Annotated in this window: 20 protein-coding genes; 8 read left to right on the top strand and 12 right to left on the bottom strand. The window is 56.3% G+C overall.

The genetic code is table 11. The annotated features are described in order from the left end of the window. Positions 1-6 precede the first annotated feature (6 nt). The gene (rhaT, locus tag ACSEMK_RS21535) at positions 7-1,041 is read right to left on the bottom strand and encodes an L-rhamnose/proton symporter RhaT (protein ID WP_032706783.1); all 1,035 of its coding nucleotides are present in this window, start codon (positions 1,039-1,041) and stop codon (positions 7-9) included. 291 nt (positions 1,042-1,332) lie between these two features. Here rhaT and sodA point away from each other — a divergent pair, with 291 nt between their 5' ends. Both sodA and yiiM read left to right on the top strand, forming a co-directional pair. After that, a complete protein-coding gene (sodA, locus tag ACSEMK_RS21530; protein WP_015368940.1) occupies positions 1,333-1,953 on the top strand; it encodes a superoxide dismutase [Mn] in 621 nt (206 codons plus the stop codon). A gap of 72 nt (positions 1,954-2,025) precedes the next feature. Beyond that, positions 2,026-2,700: a 6-hydroxyaminopurine reductase gene (yiiM, locus tag ACSEMK_RS21525; protein WP_430915442.1), complete on the top strand. Its 675-nt coding sequence runs from the start codon at positions 2,026-2,028 to the stop codon at positions 2,698-2,700. A gap of 62 nt (positions 2,701-2,762) precedes the next feature. Here yiiM and cpxA read toward each other — a convergent pair whose 3' ends face one another. Both cpxA and cpxR read right to left on the bottom strand, forming a co-directional pair. Then, the gene (gene cpxA, locus ACSEMK_RS21520; protein ID WP_015368938.1) at positions 2,763-4,136 is read right to left on the bottom strand and encodes an envelope stress sensor histidine kinase CpxA; all 1,374 of its coding nucleotides are present in this window, start codon (positions 4,134-4,136) and stop codon (positions 2,763-2,765) included. Beyond that, on the bottom strand, positions 4,133-4,831 hold the full coding sequence (gene cpxR, locus ACSEMK_RS21515) for an envelope stress response regulator transcription factor CpxR (RefSeq protein WP_015368937.1): 699 nt from the start codon (positions 4,829-4,831) through the stop codon (positions 4,133-4,135). The genes cpxA and cpxR overlap by 4 nt, the downstream gene beginning before the upstream one ends. A 149-nt stretch (positions 4,832-4,980) precedes the next feature. On the opposite strand from cpxR, the gene cpxP reads away from it, so the two are divergent. The 3 genes from cpxP to pfkA all read left to right on the top strand — a co-directional run bounded on the left by cpxP (position 4,981) and on the right by pfkA (position 7,706). After that, positions 4,981-5,484: a cell-envelope stress modulator CpxP gene (cpxP, locus tag ACSEMK_RS21510; protein WP_015368936.1), complete on the top strand. Its 504-nt coding sequence runs from the start codon at positions 4,981-4,983 to the stop codon at positions 5,482-5,484. 159 nt (positions 5,485-5,643) lie between these two features. Beyond that, positions 5,644-6,540, top strand: a complete 897-nt coding sequence (gene fieF / locus ACSEMK_RS21505) for a CDF family cation-efflux transporter FieF (protein ID WP_015368935.1) — start codon at positions 5,644-5,646, stop codon at positions 6,538-6,540. Between the two features lie 203 nt (positions 6,541-6,743). Further along, on the top strand, positions 6,744-7,706 hold the full coding sequence (pfkA, locus tag ACSEMK_RS21500; RefSeq protein ID WP_015368934.1) for a 6-phosphofructokinase: 963 nt from the start codon (positions 6,744-6,746) through the stop codon (positions 7,704-7,706). 67 nt (positions 7,707-7,773) lie between these two features. Here pfkA and rraA read toward each other — a convergent pair whose 3' ends face one another. From rraA to priA, 7 genes are all read right to left on the bottom strand, one after another. Beyond that, a complete protein-coding gene (gene rraA, locus ACSEMK_RS21495; RefSeq protein ID WP_015703948.1) occupies positions 7,774-8,259 on the bottom strand; it encodes a ribonuclease E activity regulator RraA in 486 nt (161 codons plus the stop codon). 92 nt (positions 8,260-8,351) lie between these two features. Next, complete coding sequence (menA, locus tag ACSEMK_RS21490; protein WP_430915450.1) at positions 8,352-9,278, bottom strand: 1,4-dihydroxy-2-naphthoate polyprenyltransferase; 927 nt, start codon at positions 9,276-9,278, stop codon at positions 8,352-8,354. Positions 9,279-9,345: 67 nt separating this feature from the next. Continuing rightward, a complete protein-coding gene (gene hslU / locus ACSEMK_RS21485; protein WP_045395296.1) occupies positions 9,346-10,680 on the bottom strand; it encodes an HslU--HslV peptidase ATPase subunit in 1,335 nt (444 codons plus the stop codon). A 9-nt stretch (positions 10,681-10,689) separates the two neighbouring features. Continuing rightward, positions 10,690-11,220 (bottom strand): ATP-dependent protease subunit HslV, encoded by a 531-nt coding sequence (hslV, locus tag ACSEMK_RS21480; RefSeq protein WP_015368930.1) that lies wholly within the window; start codon positions 11,218-11,220, stop codon positions 10,690-10,692. A 91-nt stretch (positions 11,221-11,311) separates the two neighbouring features. Then, complete coding sequence (gene ftsN / locus ACSEMK_RS21475; RefSeq protein WP_430915441.1) at positions 11,312-12,280, bottom strand: cell division protein FtsN; 969 nt, start codon at positions 12,278-12,280, stop codon at positions 11,312-11,314. Positions 12,281-12,373: 93 nt separating this feature from the next. Then, positions 12,374-13,402 (bottom strand): DNA-binding transcriptional regulator CytR, encoded by a 1,029-nt coding sequence (gene cytR, locus ACSEMK_RS21470; protein ID WP_015368928.1) that lies wholly within the window; start codon positions 13,400-13,402, stop codon positions 12,374-12,376. Positions 13,403-13,551: 149 nt separating this feature from the next. Then, positions 13,552-15,747 carry a primosomal protein N' gene (priA, locus tag ACSEMK_RS21465; protein ID WP_430915440.1) on the bottom strand — a complete coding sequence of 732 codons (2,196 nt, stop codon included), beginning with the start codon at positions 15,745-15,747 and terminating at the stop codon, positions 13,552-13,554. Between the two features lie 260 nt (positions 15,748-16,007). Here priA and rpmE point away from each other — a divergent pair, with 260 nt between their 5' ends. Further along, on the top strand, positions 16,008-16,220 hold the full coding sequence (rpmE, locus tag ACSEMK_RS21460; RefSeq protein ID WP_087858736.1) for a 50S ribosomal protein L31: 213 nt from the start codon (positions 16,008-16,010) through the stop codon (positions 16,218-16,220). Positions 16,221-16,321: 101 nt separating this feature from the next. Here rpmE and metJ read toward each other — a convergent pair whose 3' ends face one another. After that, complete coding sequence (gene metJ, locus ACSEMK_RS21455; RefSeq protein ID WP_004107547.1) at positions 16,322-16,639, bottom strand: met regulon transcriptional regulator MetJ; 318 nt, start codon at positions 16,637-16,639, stop codon at positions 16,322-16,324. 266 nt (positions 16,640-16,905) lie between these two features. Here metJ and metB point away from each other — a divergent pair, with 266 nt between their 5' ends. Beyond that, complete coding sequence (gene metB, locus ACSEMK_RS21450; protein ID WP_113374901.1) at positions 16,906-18,066, top strand: cystathionine gamma-synthase; 1,161 nt, start codon at positions 16,906-16,908, stop codon at positions 18,064-18,066. 2 nt (positions 18,067-18,068) lie between these two features. Next, on the top strand, positions 18,069-20,501 hold the full coding sequence (locus ACSEMK_RS21445) for a bifunctional aspartate kinase/homoserine dehydrogenase II (RefSeq protein WP_045395300.1): 2,433 nt from the start codon (positions 18,069-18,071) through the stop codon (positions 20,499-20,501). Positions 20,502-20,533: 32 nt separating this feature from the next. Here ACSEMK_RS21445 and malI read toward each other — a convergent pair whose 3' ends face one another. Continuing rightward, the gene (gene malI, locus ACSEMK_RS21440; protein ID WP_113374903.1) at positions 20,534-21,550 is read right to left on the bottom strand and encodes a Mal regulon transcriptional regulator MalI; all 1,017 of its coding nucleotides are present in this window, start codon (positions 21,548-21,550) and stop codon (positions 20,534-20,536) included. Positions 21,551-21,617: the final 67 nt, after the last annotated feature.

Genomic DNA, 21,617 nt, shown 5'->3' with positions numbered 1-21,617 from the left:
GGGAAATCAGTTAGCCATTCCCAGGCCGACGATATTCGCGGCGATGATAATCACCACGCAGCCGAGGCTGAGCACGCTGACCGGGCGGCGTCCGGCGTTGTTCCACTCTTTCAGCACCAGCCCAACCAGCCCGCCACACAGTACGTAGAAGCTCATATGCAGCATCCAGCTCATGTAGTCATACTGCGCCGGGATACTGGCGTGGCCCCAGGCATAGAAGAAGAACTGCAGATACCACATTAGCCCGCCCAATGCGGAAAGCAGAATGTTGCTGATGATAAGCGGTTTTGCCAGCGAGAAGTCGGCTTTTAGCGACAAATCCTTCACTTTAGCGAGGCGAATAAAGCAGAAGCCGAGGTTGACCAGCGCGCCGCCGCCCATGATCACCACGTAGCTTGGCAGCGCGGTATACAGCGGGTCGACGCCCAGCGCCGCGGCGGCTTCATGCATTGGTTTAGCGGCGTTCATCGCAAATGACATGCCGGCGGAGAAAATACCGCACATCACCGCCAGCATCAGCCCTTTTTTCAGGTTGAACTCTTCCGCTTTGATGCCCATTTTGCGCTCTTTAAGCTGGCCGGCGCGGGTGACGATACCCACACCAATCACCGCTACCAGCACGCCGAGCAGGGTCATTTGTCCGCCTTTGGTGTGAATCAACACATCAAAGTGGCCGTTGAGGATCGGCGTCATTAAGGTACCGACGATAAGCGTAATGCCGATAGCGATACCGATACCCATCGACATACCCAGATAGCGCATGGTCAGGCCATAGTTGATGTTACCGATGCCCCACATCGCGCCGAACAAAAACACCGGCAGCAGCGTGGAGGCGCTAAACGAGCGGTAGTAGGCCCAGAAATCGGGCAGCAGCATGGCGCTTATCGCCCACGGCAGAATCAGCCAGGAGACAATCCCGCCGATCGACCACATGGTTTCCCACGACCAGTGTTTCACCTTCTTGAAAGGGGCATAAAAACAGGCGGCACTGGCAGCGCCGATTAAATGCCAAAAAATTCCCATCGTAATCGCATGATTCATTGCCTTTACCCTCATCTGTTTTTGGGTTGGATAGACTCTCTCCGATGCGATGAGTGTAAAAATTGCGCAGTTTTTACGCCTTTGAGCTGTTGCCACACCAGGCGAAACTCTGGCAATCAGGGGCTTAATGAGTTGTTTTGGCTCACAAACTGGGGTGTATCTATTTTGGGTATAACCTTAGTAAAACTACGGCATTGATAATCATTTTCAATATCATTTAATTAACTATAATGAACCGACTGCTTACGCGGCGTTAACACCCTCTGCCGCCCGATAATAATGGAGATGATTATGAGTTATACACTGCCATCCCTGCCGTACGCTTACGATGCTCTGGAACCGCATTTCGACAAGCAGACGATGGAGATCCATCATACTAAGCATCACCAGACCTACGTTAACAACGCTAACGCAGCGCTGGAAAGCCTGCCGGAATTCGCTAACCTGTCCGCGGAAGAGCTGATCACCAAACTGGATCAACTGCCGGCTGACAAAAAAACCGTACTGCGTAACAACGCGGGCGGCCACGCTAACCATAGCCTGTTCTGGAAAGGCCTGAAAACCGGCACTACCCTGCAGGGCGACCTGAAAGCCGCTATCGAGCGTGATTTCGGTTCCGTGGACAACTTCAAAGCTGAATTCGAAAAAGCGGCAGCAACCCGCTTTGGTTCCGGCTGGGCATGGCTGGTGCTGAAAGGCGACAAACTGGCCGTCGTTTCTACCGCAAACCAGGATTCCCCGCTGATGGGCGAAGCCATTTCCGGCGCTTCCGGCTTCCCGATTATCGGCCTGGATGTGTGGGAACACGCTTACTACCTGAAATTCCAGAACCGCCGTCCGGACTACATCAAAGCCTTCTGGGACGTGGTTAACTGGGACGAAGCAGCAGCGCGTTTTGCCGCCAAAAAATAAGGTTGCATTGTGCTAAGAGAGAAGCGAGTCTGATGACTCGCTTTTTTTATATCCGTAGCAAGGAGAGCAGCAATGCATTACCCGGTGAATGTCTTTGTCGGCAAAATCAGGGACTACGACGGTAGCCGCCCCAGCGCAATTGGCAAAATCCAGGTCGATGGCGAGCTGCAGCTCGGCGATCTCGGGCTGGAAGGGGACGAGCAGGCGGAAAAGAAAATTCACGGCGGGCCGGATCGCGCGCTGTGCCACTATCCCCGCGAGCATTACCTCGACTGGATCGGCGAATTCCCGCAGCAGGCCGATCTGTTCTGCGCCCCCGCATTCGGTGAGAACCTTTCTTCCGAAGGACTAACGGAAAAAAATGTCTATATCGGCGATATCTTTCGTTGGGGCGAGGCGCTGATTCAGGTCACTCAGCCGCGCTCTCCCTGCTTCAAACTGAATTACCATTTCGGCATTAGCGATATGGCGCAACTGATGCAGAACAGTGGCAAGGTTGGCTGGCTCTACCGCATTATTGCCGGCGGCCAGGTCTCCAGCGATGCGCCGCTGGAGCTGGTATCGCGATTAAGCGATGTGAGCGTGCATGAGGCTGGCGCGATTGCCTGGCATATGCCGTTTGACGACGACCAGTATCACCGTCTGTTATCTGCGGCGGGCCTGTCGGTAAGCTGGAGCAGAACCATGCAGAAACGGCGTTTAAGCGGGCAGATCGAGGATAATTCGCCCAGATTATGGGGGAAATAATTCCCCCATATTGAACGTGGCAACCCGTAGCCCGGCTCAGCGTAGCGCAAGCCGGGACAGGCTCAGGTTCGTTTATACAGCGGCAGCCAGATTGTTAATCGCAGGCCACCCAGCGGGCTATCGTCGGCTTTAACCCAGCCGCGATGTTGCTGAATCGCCGTTTCGACAATCGCCAGCCCCAGACCGGTGCCGCCGGACTCGCGATCGCGAGCCTCGTCGGTACGATAGAACGGACGGAAAATCTGTTCGCGATCCTCCGGGCTGACGCCCGGGCCGTCATCATCGACGTTGACCGTAATCCCGTCTTTATCCACCGAGAAGCTGACGGAAATTTTCGTGTGCGAGTAGCGCAGCGCGTTGCGCACGATATTTTCCAGCGCGCTTTCCAGCGCATTAGGGTTACCGTACAGCGGCCAGGGGCCCGGCGGATACTCAACGGTGAAGGATTTCCCCATCTGTTCGGCTTCAAATGCCGCGTTGTCCAGCACTTCGCCCCACAGCTGATTCGCTTTCACCGTCTCGCTGACCAGCGCGTTTTTCGCCTGATTACGCGACATCACCAGCAGGTCGTTAATCATGCTATCCAGCCGGTGCGCTTCGGTTTCGATACGCTCCAGCTCTTTGCTTTCACCGCTGCGGCGGCGCAGCAACGCGGTGCCTAACTGCAGACGGGTTAACGGCGTGCGTAGCTCGTGCGAGATATCCGACAGCAGCCGCTGCTGGCTGGTCATCATTCGCTCAAGCGCGGTCACCATCTGGTTGAAGCTGGCCCCGGCGGCCAGAAACTCCTGCGGACCGGCTTCCAGTTCAGGATGCTGCCGCAGGTTACCCTGGGCAACTTCGTCGGCGGCGTTTTTCAACTTGCGCGCCGGCTTCGCCAGGCTCCACGCCAGCCAGAGCAGCAGCGGGGCGCTGACTAGCATCGTCACGATAAGCAGTAATAGCGGACGGTCAAACAGCAGGTTGATGAAGTCGGATTGTGAAGTGCTGGCAGGGCGGATGAGATAAAGTTGATAATTATCTTCACCATCCCTGACGGAAAACGGGCCGACCATCTCCAGGCGTCCGTAACGCTTCTTCTGCGGATGATCGGCATTATCGGCCTGGCCGATAAAGTTACGAATGATCTGCATTTCGTTGCGTTCTGCGCCGATCACGCGGCCTTCGCTGGTGACCAGCAGCAGTCGCTGCCCCGGCGGTGCCCACTTATCGATGGCGCGAAACAGACGTCGCCACCACATCAAGTCGTTCGGCGGGTCGTTCGCCAGTTCGGCCTCGACGTGTTGCTCAATCATGATGCCCTGACGTTGCTCGCTTTCCAGCAGCTCGGTCATCTGGCGCGAGTCCAGCTTGGGCAACATCAGTACCAGCATCAACACCAGCGCCAGCGTGAGCCAGAAGATAGCGAAGATGCGTGCGGTTAAACTTCCAATCATGAAGCAGAAACCATCAGATAGCCGCGTCCGCGCAATGTTTTAAACCACGGATGGCCGTCTTTGCGCTCCGGCAGCTTACGCCGCAGGTTGGAAATATGCATATCGATAGCGCGGTCGAACGGCGTCAGCCGCTTGCCCAACACTTCCTGGCTTAAGTGTTCACGTGACACCACCTGACCAAGATGCTGCGCCAGCAGATACAGCAGGGTGAACTCGGTGCCGGTCAGCTCCAGCGTTTGCCCATCAAAATTGGCTTCCTGACGGCCCGGATTGAGGCTTAACGCATCCACTTCCAGGGTCGGAGAACCGGATTCGGTAGTCTGCTGCTGCTCGCTCCAGTGGGAGCGACGCAGAATCGCGCGTATACGCGCCACCAGCTCGCGATCGTTAAACGGCTTAGGCAAATAGTCATCCGCCCCGAGTTCGAGGCCGAGAACGCGATCCAGCTCGCTTCCGCGCGCCGTTAGCATGATAACCGGGGTCTGGTGTGTCTGACGTAATTCTTTAAGCGTGTCGATACCGTTTTTCTTCGGCATCATCACATCAAGCAAAAGGAGATCAATGCTGTCGTCAAGAAGCGCCAGCGCCTGTTCACCGTCATGGGCAACGAGCACATTAAAACCTTCCATATCGAGCAGCTCTTTTAACAGGGAGGTGAGCTCCCGGTCATCATCAACTAACAGGATTTTATTCATTGTTTAAATACCTCCGAGGCAGAAATTACGTCATCAAGGCTCGCTAATCCATGACTTTACGTTGTTTTACACCCCCTGACGCATGTTTGCAGCCTGAATCGTAAACTGTCTCTCGTTGAATCGCGACACAAACGTTTTGGGAGTATGTGATGCGCAATGTTATCGCTGCCGTCATGGCCTCAACGCTGGCGCTAAGTGCTACTAGCCAAGCAGCTGAAGTCGTTACCGGCGTTAACTGGCTCCACGGTGAAGAGGGAGCCCAGCGCAGCGGCCAGAGCCATATGTTTGACGGCATAAGTCTAACCGAACAGCAACGACAGCAGTTACGGGATCTTATGCAACGGGCGCGCCATGACCGGCTCCCTGTTAATGTTAGCGAACTGGAGACAATGCATAGCCTTGTCACCGCAGATAAATTTGATGAAAGCGCTGTGCGCGCTCAGGCAGAAAAGATGGCGCAGGAACAGGTTGCCCGCCAGGTAGAAATGGCGAAAGTCCGCAACCAGATGTATCACCTGCTAACCCCTGAGCAGCAAGCGGTTTTAAATGCTAAGCACCAGCAGCGTATGGATCAGTTGCGTGAGGTTGCAAGGATGCAGAAAGGCTCAGCCATGATGCTTTCCAGTAGTAGCAGTACCGTGCAACCCAAGTAACAAACCCTGTTTTCCTTGCCATAGACACCATCCCTGTCTTCCCCCACATGATGTGGGGGTTTTTTTTTGTCTTTTTTTCGCCTCAGCCGCCGCATGCCCGTTCATCTTACGGGTAAAAGTTCAGGTTATACTAAGCGCATCGCCGGAAAAGGAGCGTTTATGAATCAATCTTATGGGCGGCTGGTGAGTCGCGCGGCTATTGCCGCGACGGCGATGGCCTCCGTGTTACTTTTGATCAAAATTTTTGCGTGGTGGTATACCGGTTCGGTGAGTATTCTGGCGGCGCTGGTGGATTCGTTGGTGGATATTGCCGCCTCGCTGACCAACCTGCTGGTGGTGCGTTACTCGCTACAACCCGCTGATGAAGAACATACTTTTGGCCATGGGAAAGCGGAATCGCTGGCGGCGCTGGCGCAGAGCATGTTTATTTCCGGTTCGGCGTTGTTTCTGTTCCTGACCGGGATCCAGCATCTGATTCGCCCTGAACCGATGCAGGCGGCAGGCGTCGGGATGGTGGTAACGCTGATTGCCTTGATAAGCACCCTGATGCTGGTGACCTTTCAGCGCTGGGTGGTCAGAAAAACCCAGAGCCAGGCCGTGCGTGCGGATATGCTTCATTATCAGTCTGATGTTATGATGAACGGCGCTATTCTTATCGCCCTCGGCCTCTCCTGGTACGGCTGGCACCGCGCCGATGCGCTGTTTGCATTAGGGATTGGCATCTATATTTTATATAGCGCGCTGCGTATGGGTTACGACGCGGTGCAATCGTTATTAGACCGCGCGCTTCCGGATGAGGAACGTCAGGAAATCATCAGTATCGTGAATAGCTGGCCCGGCGTCAGCGGCGCGCACGATCTACGAACGCGGCAGTCAGGGCCGACTCGCTTTATTCAAATACATTTGGAAATGGAAGATAACCTCCCTCTGGTACAGGCACACGTGATTGCCGACCAGGTGGAGCAGGCTATTTTGCGCCGTTTCCCGGGATCGGATGTCATCATCCATCAGGATCCCTGTTCTGTGGTGCCGCCGGCGCGGCAGGGCGTTTTTTGAGCTTTCGGTTATAGTCTGTAAACTCGATGTAAAAATGTGGGGCGGGTAGGCATTTTTTGTATAAATTACCGCCATTTGGTCTGACCTGAATCAATTCAGCCAGAAGCGTTTGATATACTATTGCAATTATCGTCGTGCACTCCTGGTATGGGAGCGCTTCAGGCAACAGGATTATTTTTTGCTTCCTAAGTTCAGAGGTAGTCATGATTAAGAAAATCGGTGTGTTGACAAGTGGCGGTGATGCGCCGGGCATGAACGCAGCAATTCGCGGCGTTGTGCGCGCGGCATTAACGGAAGGTCTGGAAGTTTTTGGAATCTATGACGGTTACCTCGGCCTGTATGAAGATCGTATGGTTCAGCTTGACCGTTACAGCGTGTCCGACATGATCAACCGTGGCGGTACCTTCCTCGGTTCCGCTCGCTTCCCGGAATTCCGCGAAGAGCATATTCGCGCTGTCGCCATTGAAAATATGAAAAAGCGCGGCCTGGACGCGCTGGTTGTTATCGGCGGCGACGGTTCCTATATGGGTGCGATGCGTCTGACCGAGATGGGTTTCCCTTGCATCGGCCTGCCGGGCACCATCGACAACGACATCAAAGGTACTGACTACACCATCGGTTTCTTTACCGCGCTGAGCACCGTTGTTGAAGCGATTGACCGCCTGCGTGACACCTCCTCTTCGCACCAGCGTATCTCTGTGGTGGAAGTGATGGGCCGCTACTGTGGCGATCTGACTCTGGCGGCGGCGATTGCCGGCGGCTGTGAGTTCATCATGGTGCCGGAAGTAGAATATACCCGCGACGATCTGGTGGCCGAAATCAAAGCTGGCATCGCGAAAGGTAAGAAACACGCGATCGTGGCCATCACCGAGCACATGTGCGACGTTGACGAACTGGCGAGCTTCATTGAGAAAGAAACGGGCCGTGAAACTCGTGCGACCGTGCTGGGTCACATTCAGCGCGGCGGCTCTCCGGTTCCTTACGACCGTATTCTGGCCTCCCGTATGGGCGCATATGCCATTGAACTGCTGCTGCAGGGCTTTGGCGGCCGCTGTGTTGGTATCCAGAATGAGAAGCTGGTTCACCACGACATCATCGATGCTATCGAAAATATGAAGCGTCCGTTCAAGTCTGACTGGATGGATTGCGCGAAGAAACTGTACTAAGTTTCTCGGCATAACAAAAAGGCCTTCTCACTGAGAAGGCCTTTTTTATTACGGCGTAGCCGGAGCGTTATTCGATATCCAGCGCATCCTCGGAAAGGATGATACCGGTATTGTCAGCATACAGATGATCGCCGGAGAAGAAGGTAACGCCGCCGAAGTTGACGCGAACGTCGCTTTCGCCGATACCTTCCCCAGCAGCGGCCACAGGAATGGCGGCTAACGCCTGGATACCGATATCTAAATCTTCCAGGTCGTCAACCTGGCGCACCGCGCCATAGACCACCAGCCCTTCCCATTCGTTCTGTACCGCCAGACGCGCCAGGTCTGCGTCAATTAACGCGCGTCGTACGGAACCGCCGCCGTCGATAAGGAGAATATGACCACGGCCATTCTGCTCGAGCAGATCGTAGAGCAACCCGTTATCCTCGAAACATTTTACCGTAATGATCTGTCCACCAAACGACGACCGCCCTCCAAAGTTGGAAAACAGCGGTTCCACGACATTGACATCTTCCTGGTAGATGTCGCAAAGCTCGGAAGTATCGTATTTCATAGGCTTAACGTTCAGTTGCTGCGAGAATTTTTAGTATATCCCGTGAACTGCATTGTTTGCAAAATCATCAATTGTTAATTGATATTTGTCAGTTATGCCGCCAGCTTACTGCCGATAATCCCGATGACAAACAGCAGGTTGGTTAATAATGCCGCTTTGACCGTGCGTTCGAGCATCGGACGCATCGCCACCGGTTCGCGCTCACGCATGACGAAACGCGCCTGTTTCACCAGTAGCGGAATGGCGAGAATAAACAGCCAGCCCCACAGGCTGCGCAGCGCCAGCAGGTTAAACAGCGCCAGGCACAGCGGAGCGCCGAGCAGCAGGACGCTGTGATAACGGCGGGCGTTCACCGGCCCCAGACGGACCGCCAGCGTATTTTTACCGTTCTGACGGTCGCTATCGATATCGCGCAGGTTATTGATATTCAGCACCGCGGCGGCCAGCAGGCCACTGGCGGTAGCGGGCAGGAAAATAACCGCGTCGATGCTGTGCGCCTGTAGATACCAACTGCCGACAACGCTCAGCCAGCCGAAGAAAACCAGCACCGAGATATCGCCAAGGCCAATATAGCCATAAGGACGCGTGCCAACGGTATAAGTGATAGCCGCGATAATCGACAACCCGCCGAGCACCATAAAGCCGATGAAATCCGCCATTGTCTGCCAGGCGGAGAACAGCAACGCCAGGCCGGAAAGGCAAATCAGCGCTACCGTTACGATCAGCGCGCGTTTCATCTGCGATTGGGTGATGGCGCCTTTTTGCATTCCGCGCAGCGGCCCGATACGGTCAGGTTTATCGCTGCCTTTAACGGCGTCGCCATAATCATTGGCGAGATTAGATAAAATTTGCAGCAAACCGGCGGTGATGAGCGCCAGCAGCGCGACCAGCGGATCGAAGTGGCCTTGCTGCCACGCCAACGCGGTGCCGACGACGATAGCGGCGAACGCCAGAGGTAATGTTTTGGGACGCAGGCTTTCAAGCCAGGCCCTGGTGCGTGTTATCGGTTGTTCAGTCATTTCTTTCAGCCAAAAAAATGGGGCTATCATAGCCCCATCGTGTGTGATGAAAATGCATTGAACCGGATTATAGGATAAAACGGCTCAGATCTTCATCTGCCACCAGAACATCCAGGTGTTTACCGACATAATCACCGTCGATGGTCACCGTCTGGCCGTTCATTTCGCTGGCATCATAAGAGATATCTTCGATCAGACGTTCCAGCACCGTGTGCAGGCGACGCGCGCCGATGTTTTCGGTGGTTTCGTTAACCTGCCATGCGGCCTGAGCGATACGCTTGATACCATCTTCGGTGAATTCGATATTCACGCCTTCGGTGGCCATCAGCGCTTTGTACTGCACGGTGATGGAAGCATTCGGCTCGGTCAGAATACGTTCGAAATCATGGGTGGTCAGCGCTTTCAGCTCAACGCGGATCGGCAGACGGCCCTGCAGTTCCGGGATCAAATCTGATGGGCTGGCGACCTGGAACGCGCCGGAGGCGATAAACAGAATGTGATCGGTTTTCACCATCCCATGTTTAGTGGAGACGGTGCAGCCTTCAACCAGCGGCAGCAGGTCGCGCTGAACGCCTTCACGAGACACATCCGGGCCGGAGGAGTTGCCGCCGCGCTTACAGATTTTGTCGATTTCGTCGATAAACACGATACCGTGCTGTTCAACGGCGTCGATAGCTTCTTGCTTCAGTTCTTCCGGGTTAACCAGCTTCGCCGCTTCTTCTTCGATAAGCAGCTTCATCGCGTCTTTAATTTTCAGCTTACGCGGTTTCTGTTTCTGGCCGCCCAGGTTCTGGAACATGGACTGCAGCTGGCTGGTCATCTCTTCCATGCCCGGAGGGGACATGATTTCAACGCCCATTGGCGCCGCGGCGAGGTCGATTTCGATCTCTTTGTCGTCAAGCTGGCCTTCGCGCAATTTCTTGCGGAATGCCTGACGCGCAGCTGAAGGCTCCTGCGGCTGTTCAGCCTGGCCCCAGTTGTTTTTCGCCGGCGGGATCAGCACGTCGAGGATACGCTCTTCGGCCATTTCTTCGGCGCGATAGCGGTTTTTATCGATGGACTGCATGCGAACCATTTTGATCGCGGCGTCGGTCAGATCGCGGATGATAGAGTCCACTTCTTTACCAACATAGCCCACTTCGGTGAACTTGGTCGCTTCAACTTTGATGAACGGCGCGTTGGCCAGTTTCGCCAGACGACGGGCGATTTCGGTTTTACCGACGCCGGTCGGGCCAATCATCAGAATGTTTTTCGGTGTGACTTCATGACGCAGCTCTTCATTAAGCTGCATACGGCGCCAGCGGTTACGCAGGGCGATAGCAACAGAACGCTTGGCTGCGTCCTGGCCGATAATATGTTTGTCCAGTTCGCTGACAATTTCGCGTGGGGTCATTTCAGACATGGGAGATCCTTACGCTTTAGAAGGTAATTCTTCGATGGTGTGGAAGTGGTTGGTATAGATGCAGATATCCCCTGCAATATCCAACGCTTTCTCGGCGATGTCGCGAGCGCCCATTTCGGTGTTTTCCAGCAGCGCGCGAGCGGCGGCCTGGGCATATGGCCCGCCGGAGCCAATCGCAATCAAATCGTTTTCTGGCTGAACCACGTCGCCGTTACCGGTGATGATAAGCGACGCATTTTCGTCAGCGACGGCGAGCAACGCTTCCAGTTTGCGCAGCATGCGGTCGGTACGCCAGTCTTTCGCCAGCTCAACGGCGGCTTTCACCAGATGGCCCTGATGCATCTCGAGCTTACGTTCGAAAAGTTCGAACAGGGTGAAGGCGTCAGCGGTGCCGCCAGCGAAACCAGCGATCACTTTGTCGTTGTACAGACGACGCACTTTCTTCACGTTGCCTTTCATCACGGTGTTGCCCAGCGTGGCCTGGCCATCACCGGCGATAACGACATGGCCGTTACGGCGAACACTAACTATTGTTGTCACGAGCAGACCCCTTGGTTGCAAAAGCGGAATAGGGGCCCCGCGCGTTACGCGGGGCAGAATGCAATTATAGATGGGGGGGATTTTTGGGGTTTCAACCCCTGGCGGCGAGACGAATGCAGTTTGCGTGCCCGGCCATCTTGAGACGGTTGATCATATCGTTGGCGTTCTCTTTGCCTTTCAGCGGCCCAATCACCACCCGGTTCCAGCCGTTGTTGGTGGTGATATGCGAAGCAAAGCCCTCAAAGGCCAACTGAGCGCGTACGGTTTCGGCCTGCTCAGCGCCTTTAAAGGAACCACACTGAACCATCCAGCTACGATCGTCTTTCTTTTCGGCGGCTGCGGCTTTCGGCGCTTCCTCCATGCGGGCGACCGGCGCGGCGGCCTGGCTTTTCGGTTGCGCGGTGGTGTTATGCGCCGGCGTCTGCAGCAGATCCTGGTACGGCTGCTGGTTGGACGCGGTTTGCTTCGGCTGCTGTTGCTGCACCGGCTTCGGCTGCTGGACGCGCGGCTGTTGCTGCGCAGTTTGCTGCTGAGTCTGTGCCCACTGTTGCTGCTGCGCCTGCTGCTGCTGTTGTGCCAGACGTTGACGCTGCAGCGTCTGCTGACGCTGCGCCGGCGTTTGTTCGTTCCACGGCACTTCGGTCAGCTGCGTGGGCTGCTGACGCATATCCGCCTGCATTTGCGCCAGCAACTGGCGCTGCTCGTCGGTAAGCTGCTCGGGTTTCATCACTTCGCCTCCGGCGGTTGGCTCAGTCGGCGCGCGAACACCAGGCTGGCGGCTTTCCAGCTCTTTAATATAGCGCCAACGCTCTTCCGGCTTCGGCGGGAGACCATTGCCTGCCGCCTGACGGTTCTGCAGCGCTTCCGCTTCTTCTTTCTTGTGATGGGTAATGAAATACAGACCACCGATAAAGGCCACCAGCACGGCCGCTGCGATCGCAACCATAGTCGGTGAAATCGCCGGAAGGCTGCTTTGCTTGTTCCTTGAGCTTCGGGAGCTGCTCTTTTTGCGCCGCGAAGGAGCCGGTTGGCTGCGGCGTACATAATCTCGTTGTGCCACTATCGTTTCGCTGTCTTATATTCGTTCGTCAGCCCGCCATGTTACTTAAGCGGCGGGCCTTTGACCAGAAGAGCAGGCCCGAAAGCCTGATGGTTATCGTCTGATTTTTTGCGTACTGCCGCGAACGATCAGTTCGCAATCGAGCAGACGCGAGCCGCTGTTGACGTTACGGCCCTGCATTTGCTCGAGTAAAAGCAGCATTCCTTCACGGCCGATATCAAAACGCGGCTGTGAAACGGTGGTTAACGGTGGATCGCAAAATTCAGACAACGCGATGTTATCAAACCCAACAATCGATAAATCTTCCGGCACCCTCAGGCCGCGACGTTTGGCCAGCGACAACGCGCCCAGCGCCATAACGTCGCTATGGCAAAAGACCGCGGTCGGCGGCACCGGCTGCGCCAGCAGTTGCTCCAGTGCGTTGGCCCCGGCTTCAAAGGTAAAGTTGCCGCGGGCGATGTAGTGCGGATCGACGGTGATACCGCTGCGGCGCAGCGCCTGAACGTATCCCTGCAGCCGGTAATGGCACAGCGGCATATCCTCCGGCCCGGCGATACAGCCGATACGTTGATGCCCCAGTTCGTGGAGATAATTAACGGCATTAAACGCGGCGGTCAGGTTATCGATATGCACGGTAGGGAGCTCCAGCTCCGGCGCAAACTCGTTCGACATGACCATCGGCGGCAAATTACGCTGCTCTTCGACGCTGGCGTCGAACGGCAGGCGCGAGCTCAGCAGCACCATACCGTCAATTTGTTTGGTGATAATGAGATCAATAAAGGTTTTTTCTTTCTGATTCTGATGGGCGCAATCGCCGATCAGCACCAGATAGCCTTCGTCGGCGGCGGTCACTTCAATGCCGCGAATCACCTCACTGAAGAAGGGATCGCAAATATCCGGCACGATCACAAGGATCGTCCGCGACTCATTGCGTTTCATGTTACGCCCGAGCGATTGCGGTAAATAGCCGACTTCCTGCGCCGCCTGCTCCACCCGACTGCGGGTTGCCTGCGACACTTTGTCGGGATTCATTAGCGCACGGGATACGGTTGCCGTTGAAACGTTTGCCTTCAGGGCGACGTCTTTCATGGTGGCGGCAACCATTTGTTTTTTGGGCTTCACCTGGTTTCTCCTCGCTGACTGCGCAGACACATCCCTTGCGTGCTGACATCAGCAACATTTTTAACAGATAGTACAGCCTGAGAGTTACAGAATTTTCATGAAAAACGTGACGGTTGTTGAATTTTTCGATCCGCCTCGCAAGAGAAGACTTAGCCTTCAATAGGATCGACATCCAGCACCCACTTCACTTTACGCGCTTCCGGCAAGATGTTTATCAACGCCAGCGTACCGCTGACGATATGCTGTAGACGTATGCGGGAAGGGTGCTGCAGCAGAATTTGCCAGCGCCAGCGACCGCCGCGCTTTGGCGCCAGCGCGGGAACCGGGCCGAGTACCCACAGTTTATCATCGGCTAGCGGGCTGGCCTGCAGCAGGTTACGTAACTGCTGTAAAAACAGCGGCGCCTGCTGGTTATTATGGTCTTCGGCGCGGATCAGCACGTGACTGGTCCACGGCGGTAGCTGCATGGTTTGCCGTTCCGCCAGCGCCTGCTCGGCAAACGCATCGTAGCCTTTATACAGCAGGGTCTGCAGCAGCGGGTGTTCCGGATGGTGGGTTTGCAGGATTACTTCACCCTGTTTGCCCGCGCGCCCGGCGCGGCCGGAGACCTGGGTATAGAGCTGGGCAAAACGCTCCGCCGAGCGGAAATCGGCGGAAAACAGCGCGCCGTCGACATCCAGCAGCGACACCAGGGTGACGTCCGGGAAATGATGTCCCTTAGCCAGCATTTGGGTGCCAATCAGAATGCGCGCGCCGCCGCGATGGACGTCGGCAAGATATTGCTCCAGCGCCCCTTTACGGCTGGTGGTATCGCGGTCGATACGTGAGATTGGTACATCAGGGAACATCGGCGCCAGAGCCTGCTCCAGCTGTTCAGTCCCGAGACCCACTGGCACCAGGTGTGTCGATCCGCAGGAAGGACATTGGCGTGGAATGGGGCGCTGGCTGTCGCAGTGGTGGCAGCGCAGATGGTGCTGCGCCTGATGCAGGGTGTAGTAACTATCGCAGCGCGGGCACTCCGCTATCCAGCCGCAGTCGTGGCACAGTAGCGCCGGGGCGAAACCGCGGCGGTTCAAAAACAGGATCACCTGATTGTCGGCCTGCAGATGCTGTCGCATGCGGTTAATCAGCGCAGGCGATAGGCCCGCCTGCAACTGCTGGCCTTTTAAATCCAGCACGTGCTGCTGTGCCGGACGGGCATTGCCCGCGCGTTTCGTCAGCTTTAACTCACGGTACTTACGCTGGCGTACGTTATAGAGCGTCTCCAGCGCCGGGGTTGCCGAGCCGAGGATAATCGGGATCTGTTCGCTATGGGCGCGCCATACCGCCAGGTCGCGAGCGTGATAACGCCAGCCTTCCTGTTGTTTATAGGAGCTATCGTGTTCTTCGTCGATGACAATAACGCCGAGGTCTTTAAACGGTGTAAACAGCGACGAGCGGGTGCCGATGACGATCGCCGCTTCGCCATTTTTCGCCTTTAACCATGATGCGAGGCGCTCGCTGTCGTTGAGACCCGAATGCAGGACCTCCACCGGAGCGTTAAAACGCTGGCGGAAGCGGGCGATAGTCTGCGGCGTCAGGCCGATTTCCGGCACCATTACCAGCGCCTGCCGACCCTGCGCCAGCACGTTCTCCAGCACGCTCAGATAGACTTCCGTTTTCCCTGAGCCGGTAATACCCGCCAGCAGCCAGGCGGAGAAACGGTCCGAGGCGCTATGAATTGCCCCGACGGCGGTCGCCTGCTCGGTATTCAGGCGCAGCCGTTCGCCGGGCACCGCGAAGCTGGTCCGCCAATCGCTAATGGCTGGGGATTCGCTGGCCAATTCCGCCAGCCCTTTTCCGCGCAGCGCCTGTAGCGCCGCGTCATTGAATTCAAGTTCTGCGACCTGATTGCGCCAGATTTTGCCCTGGCGCAGCGCTGCCAGCGCCTGCTGCTGTTTCGGCGAGCGTTTAAGGCTGTTGATATCCAGCGCTTGTCCCTGTTCCGTCGCAAACCAGTACCACATTGGCGCGGCGCTGGCCGGTTTGCCCTGGCGCAGCATAATCGGCAGCGCGTGGAACAGCACATCGCCGATGGGATGATGATAGTAATCCGCGGCCCATAGCAACATGCGCCAGACGGTAGAGGAAAAAACCGGTTCGCTATCCAGCGCTTCGGCGACCGGTTTGAGTTCGGCGAGCGGGAGTTCGCTACGCTCGCTGACCGACACCACGATACCGATTCGCTCCTGTTTGCCGAACGGCACGCGTACGCGACAGCCTGCTTTGACCAGGATGCCTTCAGGCAACAAATAGTCAAAGGTGCGGGGCAGCGGAACGGGCAGGGCGACATGAGCGACGGACATGGAATCTTCCTGACTTGAAATCTGGCGGGATAGTATACACATTACCGAAGGCGACGCGGATAAGTTTGCATCTGCTGGTCAAATTCTGTATGATTCGCCGCCTTTGGTGCGCTTTATGCCGCATCAAACATCCCAAAACCCGGGAAATTCGTTAAGCTGGTATGCGCCAGCTGTGCGAAGGTCGTCGGGAAATTATTAATATCGCGTGGTGTCTGGCGTTAGGGCTGGAAGAGCGACGCGGCCTTAACTGAGGTTCTCCCATGAAAAAAGGTATTCACCCAAATTACGAAGAAATTACTGCTACCTGTTCTTGCGGTAATGTCATGAAAATCCGTTCCACCGTTGGTCACGACCTGAACCTCGACGTGTGCGGTAAATGCCACCCGTTCTACACCGGCAAACAGCGTGATGTTGCTACCGGTGGCCGTGTTGACCGCTTCAACAAGCGCTTCAGCATCCCGGGCAGCAAGTAAGTTGCCAGAAAGAGCCGCCTCAGGGCGGCTTTTTTGTATCCTTCGTCTGGCCAGGCCGAGGGATAAAAAAAGCGGAAGATATCTTCCGCTTTTTTTATGTCTTAGTATTCCCACGTATCCGGGTCGATACCCAGTTCACGCATAATCTCTTTCGCCGCTTCCGGGATTTCATCGCTGCGCTCTTTACGCAGGTCTTCATCGTTAGGTAACGGTTGACCGGTAAAGGCATGCAGGAACGCCTCGCACAGCAGTTCGCTATTCGTGGCGTGACGCAGGTTGTTCACCTGACGACGCGTGCGTTCATCGGTGAGGATCTTTAACACCTTCAGAGGAATGGAAACCGTAATTTTTTTTACTTGCTCACTCTTCTTACCGTGCTCAGCGTATGGGCTGATATATTCGCCGCTCCATTCAGCCATGAGATACCTTAATCCTCTGTTTATTAGTTAAGGGCCAGAACATTACGCCCGGCCATAATTGCGCGTAGTTTACCGTATGAGCGCGCTTTCCGACATGAGATAAGCCGCCGCCGACGTGCGCTAATGCATATAATTTTAACGGCTATTTGTCTTTTGCTCAATCTATACGCAAAGAAGTTTAGATGTCCAGATGTATTGACGTCTATTGTGACAATGATTACTCTGAGGCCTGACTTCTCACCGAACAGCCCAGGAACTGTCCAAACATGACGCGTAAACAGGCCACCATTGCAGTGCGTAGCGGTTTAAATGACGACGAACAGTACGGTTGCGTTGTCCCGCCGATTCACCTCTCCAGCACCTATAATTTCACCGGTTTCAATGAACCTCGCGCCCACGATTATTCCCGTCGCGGCAACCCGACTCGCGATGTCGTACAGCGCGCGCTGGCGGAACTGGAAGGCGGCGCGGGCGCGGTACTGACCAATACCGGAATGTCGGCTATCCTGCTGGTGACCACGGTGTTCCTGAAACCGGGCGATCTGCTGGTGGCGCCGCACGACTGTTATGGCGGCAGCTATCGTCTGTTTGACAGCCTGGCGAAACGCGGCTGCTATCGCGTGCGCTTTGTCGATCAAAGCGATGAGCAGGCATTACGTGAAGCATTAGCGGAACAACCGAAGCTGGTGCTGGTCGAAAGCCCGAGCAACCCATTGCTGCGGGTGGTCGATATTGCGAAAATCTGCGGGCTGGCGCGTGAAGCCGGCGCAGTGAGCGTGGTGGATAACACCTTCCTGAGCCCAGCGTTGCAAAATCCGCTGGCGCTGGGCGCCGATCTGGTGTTGCATTCGTGCACCAAATATCTCAATGGCCACTCTGACGTGGTCGCCGGGGTGGTGATTGCCAACGATCCTGAAACTGTCACCGAACTGGCATGGTGGGCGAATAATATCGGCGTCACCGGCGGGGCGTTTGATAGCTATCTGTTATTGCGTGGTTTGCGTACCCTTTCTCCGCGAATGGAAGTGGCGCAGCGCAACGCGCAGGCGATAGTCGACTATCTGAAAACCCAGCCGCTGGTGAAAAAGCTGTATCATCCGTCCCTGCCGGAGAATCAGGGGCACGAGATTGCAGCGCGTCAGCAAAAAGGTTTTGGAGCGATGCTAAGCTTCGAGCTCGATGGCGATGAGCAGACGCTGCGTCGCTTCTTGAGCGGTTTATCGCTCTTTACGCTGGCGGAATCGTTGGGGGGCGTTGAGAGCCTGATTTCCCATGCGGCGACGATGACGCATGCGGGCATGGCGCCGGAAGCGCGTGCGGCGGCAGGGATCTCGGAAACGCTCCTGCGTATTTCGACCGGTATTGAAGATGGTGAAGATTTAATTGCCGACCTGGAAAATGGCTTCCGGGCAGCAAACGAGGAATAAAGATGAGTGTGATTGCGCAGGCAGGGGCGAAGGGTCGTCAGCTGCACAAATTTGGTGGGAGTAGTTTAGCGGATGCGAAATGTTACCTGCGCGTCGCCGGGATCATGACGGACTATGCGCAGGCAGGCGATATGATGGTCGTCTCAGCCGCCGGTAGCACCACCAACCAGCTGATTAGCTGGCTGCAGCTAAGCCAGACCGATCGTCTTTCTGCGCATCAGGTGCAACAAGCGCTGCGTCGCTATCAAATGGATCTGATCGCCGGCCTGTTGCCGGCGGACGCCGCTGACGCGCTGATCGCGACGTTTATTCACGATCTTGAACGTCTGGCGGGTCTGCTGGATAGCGGCGTCACCGATGCGGTATATGCCGAAGTTGTCGGCCATGGCGAAGTGTGGTCCGCGCGCCTGATGGCGGCGGTACTGAACCACCTTGGCGTTGAAGCCGCCTGGCTGGACGCGCGCGCTTTCCTGCGCGCGGAACGTGCCGCGCAGCCGCAGGTTGATGAAGGCTTGTCCTACCCGTTGTTACAACAGTTGATGGCGCAGCACCCCAACAAACGGCTGGTGGTGACCGGCTTTATCGCTCGTAACAATGCCGGGGAAACCGTACTGCTGGGCCGTAACGGTTCCGACTACTCCGCCACCCAAATTGGCGCGCTGGCTGGGGTCTCCCGCGTCACCATCTGGAGCGATGTGGCCGGGGTTTACAGCGCCGACCCGCGTAAAGTGAAAGATGCATGCCTGCTGCCGCTGCTGCGTCTTGATGAAGCCAGCGAGCTGGCTCGCCTGGCGGCGCCGGTACTGCACGCGCGTACGCTACAGCCGGTTTCCGGCAGCGATATCGATTTACAGCTGCGCTGCAGCTACACCCCCGACCAGGGTTCGACGCGCATTGAGCGCGTGCTGGCATCCGGCACCGGCGCGCGTATTGTCACCAGTCACGACGACGTCTGCCTGATTGAATTCCAGGTGCCTGCCGGGCAGGATTTCAAGCTGGCGCATAAAGAGCTGGATCAGATTTTCAAACGCGCGCAGCTGCGCCCGCTGGCGGTGGGCGTGCATGCCGACCGTAAGCTGCTGCAGTTCTGTTACACCTCTGAGGTGGCCGATAGCGCGCTGAAGCTGCTGGACGAGGCGGGCCTGCCGGGCGAGCTGCGTCTGCGCCAGAAGCTGGCGCTGGTCGCGATGGTCGGCGCGGGCGTGACCCGCAATCCATTGCACTGCCACCGTTTCTGGCAGCAATTGAAAGGGCAGCCGGTAGAGTTTACCTGGCAATCGGAAGAGGGTATCAGCCTGGTGGCGGTACTGCGCGCCGGCCCAACCGAGAGCCTGATTCAGGGGCTGCATCATTCCGTGTTCCGTGCTGAAAAACGCATCGGTCTGGTGCTGTTCGGCAAAGGCAATATCGGTTCCCGCTGGCTGGAGTTGTTCGCGCGCGAGCAGAGCACGCTTTCCGCCCGTACCGGCTTTGAATTCCTGCTGGCCGGGGTGGTGGATAGCCGCCGTAGCCTGCTGAACTATGAAGGCCTGGATGCCAGTCGCGCATTGGCATTCTTTGAAGATGAAGCGGTTGAGCAGGATGAAGAGTCGCTATTCCTGTGGATGCGCGCGCACCCTTATGATGATTTAGTGGTGCTGGACGTGACCGCCAGCGAGCAGCTGGCCGATCAGTATCTGGATTTCGCCAGCCACGGCTTCCACGTGATCAGCGCCAATAAGCTGGCGGGCGCCAGCAGCAGCGATAAATATCGCCAGATCCACGACGCCTTCGAAAAAACCGGCCGTCACTGGCTGTATAACGCCACCGTCGGCGCAGGCTTGCCGGTTAACCATACGGTGCGCGATCTCATCGACAGCGGCGATACCATCCTGGGGCTGAGCGGTATCTTCTCCGGTACGCTCTCCTGGCTGTTCCTGCAGTTTGACGGCACGGTGCCATTTACCGAACTGGTGGATCAGGCCTGGCAGCAAGGGCTGACCGAACCGGACCCGCGCGTTGACCTGTCAGGTAAAGACGTGATGCGCAAGCTGGTGATCCTGGCGCGCGAAGCTGGTTACAATATCGAGCCGGATCAGGTGCGCGTGGAATCGCTGGTTCCGGCGCATTGCGAAGAGGGCTCGGTTGACCACTTCTTTGAGAACGGCGAAGAGCTGAACGAACAGATGCTGCAGCGCCTTGAAGCCGCCCGTGAAATGGGGCTGGTGTTGCGTTACGTGGCGCGTTTTGATGCCAACGGTAAAGCACGCGTCGGGGTCGAAGCGGTGCGTCAGGAACATCCGCTGGCGGCGCTGCTGCCGTGCGATAACGTCTTCGCTATCGAGAGTCGCTGGTATCGCGATAACCCAATGGTGATTCGTGGGCCAGGCGCGGGTCGCGATGTTACCGCCGGGGCGATTCAGTCAGATATTAACCGTCTGGCGCAACTGCTGTAATCTCTCAAGCCGGCCCGCTGGGCCGGCCTTCATTATGCGGATTCCCGCGCGACGAGCTGCCCGGAGAGGGTGATATGCTGCGTCGGCAGCGTGGGTTCTTTGATCTTGCGGATAATTAACGCGGCGGCCTGACGGCCGGTCTCTTCGCTGGCGGAGGAGACATAGGTAAAGGACGGCGAGGTCAAATTCACATGCATCATGTCTTCGAAACCCACCAGCGCCACCTGCTGGGTAAGAAAAACATCTTTACCTACCGTCCGCCCCACCTGATGAATACCGTTGAGACAGCCAATCATCGCGTCCGGCGAATGGCACAGCAGCGCGGTAATAGCGTTGTTCTGTTCCAGTAGCTGACGGGTGGCGATACTCGCGGCCTGCGTGTTGTCGTGACAGGCAGGCGCAAACTCTTCGCGCACCGCCATGCCGTTTTTCTCCAGCGTGCTGTAAAAGCCGAGCAATCGCTGCTGGCGGATGAGATCGTTTTCCTGACCGCCGATATAGGCAATGTAGCGATGGCCGCGCTCGATCAGATAACGCGCGGCGATGCTCGCGGCCTGACGGTTATCGCGGACCACGCGATCGCGGTTGTCGATTAACGGCGTTTGCGAGACGGCCACTAGAGGTAGCGGGCAACGCAGCAGCGCTGCTGGCAGCGTATTGCTGGTGGTATCAGCATCAAGATAAATCACGCCGGCGACGCCCTGTTGTTTAAATGACAGCAGGCAGCGATCCAGATAGTCGCTATCGTTAAGCGGCTGACCGAGAAAAACCATGTAGCCCTGTTTCTCCAGTTCCTGCACGATATTGGCCATCACTTTGATGGAAAAACTGTCGTTGAAATCGCGAAGAATCAGGCCGATCAGATTGGTGGTGTTGGCGCGAAGGTTGGCGGCGGCGACGTTATGCACATAGCCGAGCTCCTGGATGGCAGCATTGACTTTTTCGATGGTGGCGTCGGAAATCTTCCCTTTTTGACGTAATACCAGCGAGACCGTAGAAACGGAAACTCCGGCCAGTTTCGCCACATCTATAATGCTGACTTTCTTCAAAATCGCTCCATGAAAACTGTTGTATGACAGTCAGATAGCAGAAGATCGCTTCTCCAGGACAAGCGAT

The organism is Klebsiella sp. K-3, assembly GCF_051207495.1.
Lineage (GTDB): Bacteria > Pseudomonadota > Gammaproteobacteria > Enterobacterales > Enterobacteriaceae > Klebsiella > Klebsiella aerogenes.
Note: the sequence above shows the minus strand (reverse complement) of the source record. Positions and strands in the feature narration are given on the sequence as shown.

Coding starts and splice junctions, on each gene's coding strand:
- cpxR (WP_015368937.1), bottom strand. CDS start 4,831: ATGAATAAAATCCTGTTAGTTGATGATGACCGGGAGCTCACCTCCCTG.
- fieF (WP_015368935.1), top strand. CDS start 5,644: ATGAATCAATCTTATGGGCGGCTGGTGAGTCGCGCGGCTATTGCCGCG.
- metB (WP_113374901.1), top strand. CDS start 16,906: ATGACGCGTAAACAGGCCACCATTGCAGTGCGTAGCGGTTTAAATGAC.
- yiiM (WP_430915442.1), top strand. CDS start 2,026: ATGCATTACCCGGTGAATGTCTTTGTCGGCAAAATCAGGGACTACGAC.
- rraA (WP_015703948.1), bottom strand. CDS start 8,259: ATGAAATACGATACTTCCGAGCTTTGCGACATCTACCAGGAAGATGTC.
- hslU (WP_045395296.1), bottom strand. CDS start 10,680: ATGTCTGAAATGACCCCACGCGAAATTGTCAGCGAACTGGACAAACAT.
- cpxP (WP_015368936.1), top strand. CDS start 4,981: ATGCGCAATGTTATCGCTGCCGTCATGGCCTCAACGCTGGCGCTAAGT.
- pfkA (WP_015368934.1), top strand. CDS start 6,744: ATGATTAAGAAAATCGGTGTGTTGACAAGTGGCGGTGATGCGCCGGGC.
- menA (WP_430915450.1), bottom strand. CDS start 9,278: ATGACTGAACAACCGATAACACGCACCAGGGCCTGGCTTGAAAGCCTG.
- sodA (WP_015368940.1), top strand. CDS start 1,333: ATGAGTTATACACTGCCATCCCTGCCGTACGCTTACGATGCTCTGGAA.
- priA (WP_430915440.1), bottom strand. CDS start 15,747: ATGTCCGTCGCTCATGTCGCCCTGCCCGTTCCGCTGCCCCGCACCTTT.
- rpmE (WP_087858736.1), top strand. CDS start 16,008: ATGAAAAAAGGTATTCACCCAAATTACGAAGAAATTACTGCTACCTGT.
- metJ (WP_004107547.1), bottom strand. CDS start 16,639: ATGGCTGAATGGAGCGGCGAATATATCAGCCCATACGCTGAGCACGGT.
- rhaT (WP_032706783.1), bottom strand. CDS start 1,041: ATGAATCATGCGATTACGATGGGAATTTTTTGGCATTTAATCGGCGCT.
- cpxA (WP_015368938.1), bottom strand. CDS start 4,136: ATGATTGGAAGTTTAACCGCACGCATCTTCGCTATCTTCTGGCTCACG.
- ACSEMK_RS21445 (WP_045395300.1), top strand. CDS start 18,069: ATGAGTGTGATTGCGCAGGCAGGGGCGAAGGGTCGTCAGCTGCACAAA.